This window comes from Polaribacter sp. M10 (assembly GCF_054968445.1).
Genome location: NZ_JBSSBG010000053.1, coordinates 1 through 1,705, shown reverse-complemented (window position 1 = coordinate 1,705; position 1,705 = coordinate 1). Strand labels below are relative to the sequence as shown.

Sequence of the window (1,705 nt, the reverse complement as noted above, 5' to 3'; positions counted from 1 at the left end):
TGCTAAAATTCCATACAAAATTTTAATTCCTTTTTCTTTCATCTTTTAGCGTTCTGCTTTTTGCTTGTTGCCAACGTTGTTGTACAAGGTTAGTTGCGTGGTTCAAGCACTAAATTTACTAAATAATTACTGACAAAGAAAATCCGCGAGGATTTTCGTAAGTAGGTAATAAGCTAGCAATTAATTTTGTACGGTGTTAGGCACTGGCTTTTTATTTTTTCCAAATTTTTCTTATTAGTTTCAAAAGTTTGGGTTTCTCCTTTTTGTTATTTTCATTTAATTCATTTGGTATTATTTTAATTAAGTTTTCTTTCTTCCATTCTTCATATGAAGGTTGTTTCAAATCTGCTCCACCATTATGTGGAAACTGAACAAAACCTTTTGGTGAATTAGGAATCTTTTCTTTACATTCTTTTGAGCATAAATTAGCAAGTAAAGGCACAGTATCTGTTCCAATTCTTTGAGTTGTCCAAAGTTGGTTGGTTTCGTGATATGACATTTGTTTTTCACAAACACTACATTTAACTTTTTCTCCTAAATATCTAACAGGATTATGGTTAAGTTTAGGAAAAGCTTTTCTGTTTTTGAAATTCCCGTAAAAAGCTCTTGTACTAACTCGACTTTGTTTTAAATTCTTGCATTTTATTATTTCATAAGGAAGCCATTTCAAATCATATGAAGTGTATGGATCAAAATATTCTAGTGATTCCATTTCTCCAATTTCTGGAGGAATTCTTTTCAGATTACTTCCATAAAGCCAGACTTTTTTAACTTTCTTTAATTTACCTATCGATTCAGGCAATGTATAAATTTTCGCAAATAGTTCGTCTCCTAAATATTCTCTTGGACTAAATTCTTTTTTTCCTTTTTTTGCAATATATTCAACATATTCACAAAGTTTTAACCAAGCTTCAGAGTTTCTATCTTGAATGTTATTTCGGATTTTTGAGATGTTTTCCATTCTGATTTGCGCTTGTGCCTAACGGTCTCGTATAACCGTCAGTTACGGGTTAATATGCGTTAATTTTCGGTTTAGCACAGACTTTAGCAATTCCGAGTGGATTCGGACGAAGTCGAATCCGCCGTAATTGCGGTTATACATTGTTGTACGCTGGCTTTTTATTCGTTCAATTCTTTCCAACATTTCTGTACTTCACGTTCAACTTCTTTTTCCATTTTCGGTAGTTCATTTAGAATCCAATCTTTGCTTTCTTTAGTCAGATAGTTTTTGTTTTCAGACAGTTTAAATTCCATTGCACTTTTTATTAATGGAATCAAATCTTTCGTTTCTGTATCTCCATTCGCAAAATTTGGTCCGATTAAATATTCTAAAATGTCTTTCTCATATTTTGGTTTGTAATGCAAAATGTGAGTTACAATCGGAAAATAGAAGTAAAAGAAACTATTGGTATTCGATTTGTATTGAATCTTATTAAATTCCGAAATCAACAATTCAGATTGCGAGTCAGAAGTATCAAAGTCCAATTCGCGAAGTAATTCATAAGTCTTTTTCGCACTTGGTTTAATTTCTCCCATTCTCTTTAAGTCAGAAAATGCCTTGTCAAATTCCGATTTAATTTCCTTGTTCTTTATCCAATCTAAAATTCTCAATTAGTTCTGTTTTTAGCTTCTGACTAACGTAAAATTAAGTTATTGTTATTCAGTAAGTTGCAAATCTTTATTTGTGAGTCCATATTTATGAATT

General features: G+C 31.3%; 2 protein-coding genes. Both read right to left on the bottom strand.

The features are described from left to right. Positions 1-211: 211 nt before the first annotated feature. Positions 212-961: a hypothetical protein gene (locus tag ACWYN7_RS17240; RefSeq protein WP_462861215.1), complete on the bottom strand. Its 750-nt coding sequence runs from the start codon at positions 959-961 to the stop codon at positions 212-214. A 158-nt stretch (positions 962-1,119) separates the two neighbouring features. Continuing rightward, on the bottom strand, positions 1,120-1,611 hold the full coding sequence (locus ACWYN7_RS17235) for a hypothetical protein (RefSeq protein ID WP_462861214.1): 492 nt from the start codon (positions 1,609-1,611) through the stop codon (positions 1,120-1,122). Positions 1,612-1,705: the final 94 nt, after the last annotated feature.